Origin of the sequence: Streptomyces sp. NPDC007205 (assembly GCF_040634095.1) — a bacterium.
Taxonomy (GTDB): Bacteria; Actinomycetota; Actinomycetes; order Streptomycetales; family Streptomycetaceae; genus Streptomyces.
In genome coordinates this window covers 1-5,792 of record NZ_JBEYEW010000106.1, presented here as the reverse complement: position 1 = coordinate 5,792, position 5,792 = coordinate 1, and the positions used below count along the sequence as shown (strand labels likewise).

The following is a 5,792-nucleotide window of genomic DNA, read 5'->3' as shown; positions in this document are numbered from 1 at the left end:
CGAGGTACGACAAGCTCGCCGTCCGCTACGAAGCGACCGTGCTGGTCGCAGCCATCAACGAGTGGCTATGACCAGCACTTTCACAACACGCCCTAACCGCGGCAGACCCATGCCGACGGTCGGTCACCTACCTTCACCGGAGGCACGTATGAAGCTGCTGGTCACCGGCGGAGCCGGGTTCATCGGCTCCCACTTCGTCAGGCGCACCCTGAGTGCCGACGACATCGAGCAGGTCGCCGTGCTCGACGCTCTGACCTACGCCGGCCACGTAGCGAACCTCGGGTCGGCGTTCCTCAGTCCCAAGCTGCAGTTCGTGCGCGGCGACATCTGCGACGCCGAACTGGTCGACGCCCTGGTCCGTGAGCACACCGCGGTCGTCCACTTTGCCGCCGAGTCCCACGTCGACCGCTCGTTCACCACCGCCGGAACCTTCTTGACCACGAATGTTCACGGCACCCAGATTCTCGTGGACGCTGCCATGCGGCACGGCATCGAGAAGTTCGTGCACGTCTCTACGGACGAGGTACGGGCCACTGCTGGAAGGCGCGGCCACCGAGGACTACCCGCTGCGCCCGACCGTCCCCTACGCCGCATCGAAGGCCTCCAGCGACCTGATCGCACTGAGCTACTGGCAGACGTACGGTGCGCCGATCTGCATCACCCGCTCCTCCAACAACTACGGCCCGAACCAGCACACCGAGAAGATCATCCCGCTGTTCGTGACCCGCCTGCTGCGCGGCGAGCACGTCACCCTCCACGACCGCGGCCAGCACGTCCGCAACTGGCTCCACGTCGAGGACAACTGCTTCGGCATCGAACCCGTACTGCGTCTTGGCGTGCCGGGCCAGGTCTACAACATCGGCGGCGGCACCGACCTGTCCAGCAAAGAGCTGACCAGGGAGCTGCTTCGGATCTGCGGCGCCGACTGGGACCGCGTCGAGTACATCCCCGACCGGCTGTCCAACAACCTGCGCTACGCCATGGACTGGTCCAAGCTCGCCGCCCTCGGCTACCGGCCCGCCCACGACTTCCAGGCCGGGCTGGAGGAGACCGCCGACTGGTACCGCCGCAACCCCGACCGGTGGGCGCCGCTCTCCCGCAGCCCGCCGCCGGTCATGCCCTCTCCGCGCACCGCGGCCGTCTCCCAGAAGGAGCGACAGCATGCCTGACCAAACGACCCCGCGCCGGATCCTCGTCACCGGCGTCGGCGCCAACCCCGGCCTCGGCCTCGCCCGCAGCCTCCTGAAGCGCGGCCACCGGGTCGTCGCCGTCGACGCCAACCCGCTCGCCCCTGGCTTCTTCCTGGACGACGTCGCCCCGTACGTCGTCCCGTTCGCCACAGACCCCGACTACCCGCAGGCCATCGCGGAGCTGTGCCGGGCGCTGGCCGTCGACGCGATCGTGGCCGGCATCGAGAACGACCTGCCGCCGCGGCTAGACCTGCGGCCCCGCCTGGAAGCCGACTGCGTACATCTGTGGCTGCCGGACACCGAATCAGTGCACGTCTGCATCGACAAGGCCCGCTTCCACGATGTCCTGACCGAGCACGGCATCTCGACACCGCGCGCCTGGGGGTCCGAAGACCTCGACCTGGTGCCCGCCGACGTCGAGCTGGTCGTCAAGCCCCGCGGCGGCCACGGCGCCCAGGGCGTGCACATGGTGACGTCGCTGCAGCACGCCCGCGTGCTCTGCGAGCTGGTCCCGGCCCCGATCGTCCAGGAACGCGTCCACGGCACCGAGTTCACCGCCGACTGCCTCGTGGACCGCGAAGGCCGGGCCTCCGTGATCCTGCGCCGCCGCGACCTCGTGAAGGCCGGCTGCGTCGCCGTCTCCACGACGTTCGAGAACCAGGCCGTGCACGACCTGGTCGTGGACACACTGCGCGCCGTCCGCGCGGCCGGCCTGTGCTGCAGCGCAGGGGTTCATCACCGACGGCGGCCCAGTCACGATCACCGAGCTGAACGTCCGCGTTGCCGGAGGGTTCGCGCTGGCCGAGGCCGCAGGGGCGGACCTCGTCGGCCAGATGGTCAACGGCCTGTTCGGTCAGCCGGTCGACCACGACCAGCTCACCTACCGCACCGGCGTGTTCCTCATGAACTACCTGGAGACGCTGCGCGTCGGCGACATCACCGAGCTGGAGGTCGCCGCCGCCCAGAAGGAAGCTGTCACATGACCACCGCAGGCCCGACGCCGGGCGCTGGCCGGGCTGATGCTCGACTTCGTGCATGACGCCGACGCATGCGGCACCCCCTACGGTGCGGCTTCGTTCCCGCGCAGTCTGGACACCGCCGCCCGTGTGAGCAGCCGGCTCTACGCGTACCAGATCCTGCGCAACAGCACCTCTCTCATCCCCCGCCCGCACGTGGAGCTGCTCCGCATCCTGGACAAGTCGGGCCAGTATCTGGCCCGCACCGTCGTCTCCACCCCGAACTGGATGCTGGGCCAGAAACAGGCCCTGGCCGAGATCGCCCTGTACTTCCCGGAACTGGCGGACAGCAGCGCCTGGCTGGCCAACGCCCGTAACTATCTCGGCCACCAACTACTGACCCCGGCTCGTCAGGGTGAACTTCGTGAAGACGGGGCTGACGCTTCTTGACAATCTGCGGCTCGAATGCCCCCTCGCGGTCTCACGGGACCTCGATCTCGGTCGACCGACGTCCCTGACCACGGTCTTGGACCGCTTGCCGTTGCGCGAGTTGCTGCCGTTCTTCCCCGCCGCGTCGTGGCGGTCAAAGCCGAGAAATGATCATTCATCTCGCCTTGTGAGCGAACTCCAGCACCGCTTCGTCAGCCGCTGCAACAGCCCGCACTCACCGGTCAGCTGCCAACCTTACGACGGGGCCCGAGCCACGAGTTCCTCGATGAACCGGTCATCGGCTGCCGTCGGCACAGACCCCGATCCATTCTCAGGTGTGTGCGCACCGCGGGGGACGCCTCAACGAACCGGCGTCGGCTCTTGCGGGACAGTGTGGTGGAGCGGATCTCACTGCCCTGGTCATGGTTCAGTAAAAGTGGATCCAGCCTAACTTTGGCAGTTGAGGCGAGAGGCCGAGGAGATAGCGGCGACCGGACAGCCCGGACAACACCCCTTTAGGAGGGGGTAGTTGAACAACCACCTACGGCTCGCTACAACCACCACAGCGGTTACGATACGTCTCAGGTTCAGTGGAAAGAGACTCACGCGAGCTTTTGCCCTCACTGATGCACGCCTAGATGTGCTGCGCCGCGAACTCCGACCGTGTACAGCCTTGTGGCTCACGTCACAAGGCTGCATGGATGAGTCGCAACTATCTTTGTGTGGCGTCAAGCAAGGTCAGGTAGAGGCAAGGAGAGTACATGAGCAAGCGTTCCTTAGGGGTTTGCGCGGCCGCCTTATCATTGGCGGCCGCATCGCTTTCAGGAGCGGGTATAGTAACTGCGTCCACAGCAGGTGCCCTTACCGCACCGGTAGGCGTGACAGCTGAAGAGCGGCCGACCTGGCAGACCAATGGGATTGTCTGGGCTATGGCCCAGGCCGACGGGGTCGTGTTCGCTGGCGGTACCTTCTCAGCGGTCAGGCCGCCGAGCGCGGCGGCAGGCACGCATGAGCGCTCAGCAGTGAACTTTGTAGCTTTGGATACGGCGACTGGCGCACCGACATCGTGCCAGCTGTCGTTCACAGTGGGTTCAGGACTGGCAACGGTGCGGGCGCTGGCGGTGTCGCCGGATCACAAGACGCTCTACGCAGGTGGGCGCTTCGGAGCTGTTAACGGTCTCAAAGCGAGTAACGTAGCGGCGATCGATATTGCCACGTGTACGCCGAAGGCTTCTTTTAGGCTGGCGGTGAGCGCCACGGTGCGGGCTCTGGACGTCACAGGTGAATCGGTCTATCTCGGCGGCGACTTCACCAGCGTCGCTAACCTGAGGCGGCGTCACTTTGCGTCTGTCACCACCTCAGGCGCTTTGCGGTCGTGGACAGCTGACGCTGACGACGTGGGCCGAGCGGTCAAGGTGACGCCGGACGGGAAGAACGTGATACTCGGCGGAAATTTCTACAGCGTCGATAGTGCAAGCTCCCATGCATTGGCCGTCGTCAGCAGTGATAACGGCTCTCTGACCCAAACTTATCCGCTGGGTTTCTTCCCCAGGTCGAGGCCGAAGCATGCGCGCGGTGAGCCGGACACCGTGGTGAAAGACATCACCACTGACTCCACGAGCTTTTACATCGCCAACGAAGGCATGTTCGATGGCCGTGTCGCTTTCGACCTTAAATCTTTCAAGCCCCGGTGGCTTGACAACTGCTTCGGCGCGACCCAGGCCGTCGAAGTTTACAAAGGCGTCCTTTATTCCGCCTCCCACGCCCAGGACTGTCACCTCATGGGCGAGTTTCCGAGAGGTCCGCGCCATCATCTCCTAGCTGAGCCAATAGGCAAGCCGACGCTGCTTGGCTGGTCCCCGAACACGAACGACGGGATTGGCGAGCACATCGGCCCCCGGACGCTGACCTCCGCCTCCAAGGACGGCAGGGACTACATGTGGGTCGGTGGCGAGTTCACCACCGTCAACGACAAGCCACAACAGGGCCTAACCCGTTTCGTCAGCGGCCCGGACGCCACCGCCCCGTCCGTACCGCAGGCAAGCGCTGCGAGCACCAGCCCAGGCAAGATCGACGTTCACTGGCAGTCCAGCCTCGATCTCGACGACAGCCAACTGACATACCGTGTCTACCGCAACGGTTCCAGTACACCGCTTTACACCGTCAGCGCCTCATCACTGTTCTGGAAGCGGCCGCAGCTGACGTTCATCGATTCCCACGTCACCCCTGGATCCACCTATACCTACCGGATCACCGCAAGCGACGGCATCAACACCAGCACACGCTCGACTCCGGTCAAAGTCACTGCGGCTGCTGGCCCCAACGTTTACCCGCTGCGAGTAGTCGCTGACAAACCAAGCCTGTACTGGCGGTTCGAAGAGTCCGCCGGCACCTTCGCCGCAGACTCCTCCGGCCACAACAACAGCGGCGTCCACCGGGGCGGACCCACCCGCGGGGTTACGCCCACCGCAGTATCCGGCTCTAGCGCCGCCATCGCATACCACGGCGTGGACAAACAAGCGCCAACCGCGCCCGAGGACATCGCCGGTGACGTCACCTACAGCGACCGTCCCAGTACACGCCCAACAGCGTATTCCATCGAGACGTGGTTCAAAACAACGACACGCACGGGCGGCAAGCTCATCGGATTCGGTGACCGCCAACAAAGGCCAAGCGCTCTCTATGACCACCAGACGTACATGACGGACGACGGCCGAATCATCTTCGGCGATACAAGAAGCACCACCATCGCCAGCAGCCCAGGCCTCAACGACGGAAAGTGGCACCACGTCGTTGCCACCCGCGACAGCAAATCAGTCCAGCTATACGTGGACGGCAAACTTCGAGCCAGCAGAAAGGCCGGCACACCCAACACAAGCTACACCGGCTACTGGCACGTGGGTGGCGACTCCATCGCCGCCTGGCCCAGCGCCCCGTCCAGTCCATACTTCGTTGGCCAGATCGACGAGACCGCCATCTACCCACGCGTCTTGACCCCTGCCCAGGTGGCCCAGCATCACAGTCTCGGGACTCGAAAGCCCCAATAGGCTGCAGCCCTCGCGGTCCCGGCCGAGGGCCACGGCGACATTCCCGGCCTGTGGGCCGACGGCGAGGGCGCCAAGCACTGAGCCTTTTCCAACCTGCCTCTGAGGTACGGCGGTTGGGCTGACAACGTGGTGAAGCCCCTGGTAGACGAGTTTTCGACCAAGAGAACCGT

3 protein-coding genes and 2 pseudogenes are annotated in these 5,792 nt (G+C 65.0%); all 5 read left to right on the top strand.

Annotated features, from left to right (window positions below):
- Positions 1-148: 148 nt before the first annotated feature.
- Positions 149-1,169, top strand: a pseudogene (locus ABZ624_RS41835) (dTDP-glucose 4,6-dehydratase).
- Positions 1,162-1,863, top strand: a pseudogene (locus tag ABZ624_RS41830) (ATP-grasp domain-containing protein); the annotation flags it as partial. The pseudogenes ABZ624_RS41835 and ABZ624_RS41830, both read left to right, overlap by 8 nt.
- A 160-nt stretch (positions 1,864-2,023) precedes the next feature.
- Positions 2,024-2,173 carry a hypothetical protein gene (locus ABZ624_RS41825; protein WP_360100788.1) on the top strand — a complete coding sequence of 50 codons (150 nt, stop codon included), beginning with the start codon at positions 2,024-2,026 and terminating at the stop codon, positions 2,171-2,173.
- Positions 2,174-2,221: 48 nt separating this feature from the next.
- Positions 2,222-2,596 carry a heparinase II/III family protein gene (locus ABZ624_RS41820; RefSeq protein ID WP_360100785.1) on the top strand — a complete coding sequence of 125 codons (375 nt, stop codon included), beginning with the start codon at positions 2,222-2,224 and terminating at the stop codon, positions 2,594-2,596.
- 740 nt (positions 2,597-3,336) lie between these two features.
- Positions 3,337-5,622 (top strand): LamG-like jellyroll fold domain-containing protein, encoded by a 2,286-nt coding sequence (locus tag ABZ624_RS41815; RefSeq protein WP_360100782.1) that lies wholly within the window; start codon positions 3,337-3,339, stop codon positions 5,620-5,622.
- The last annotated feature ends 170 nt before the right edge of the window (positions 5,623-5,792 follow it).

Excerpts from the sequence above, each read along its gene's own strand:
- ABZ624_RS41825 (WP_360100788.1), top strand. The coding sequence starts at position 2,024 with ATGGTCAACGGCCTGTTCGGTCAGCCGGTCGACCACGACCAGCTCACC.
- ABZ624_RS41815 (WP_360100782.1), top strand. The coding sequence starts at position 3,337 with ATGAGCAAGCGTTCCTTAGGGGTTTGCGCGGCCGCCTTATCATTGGCG.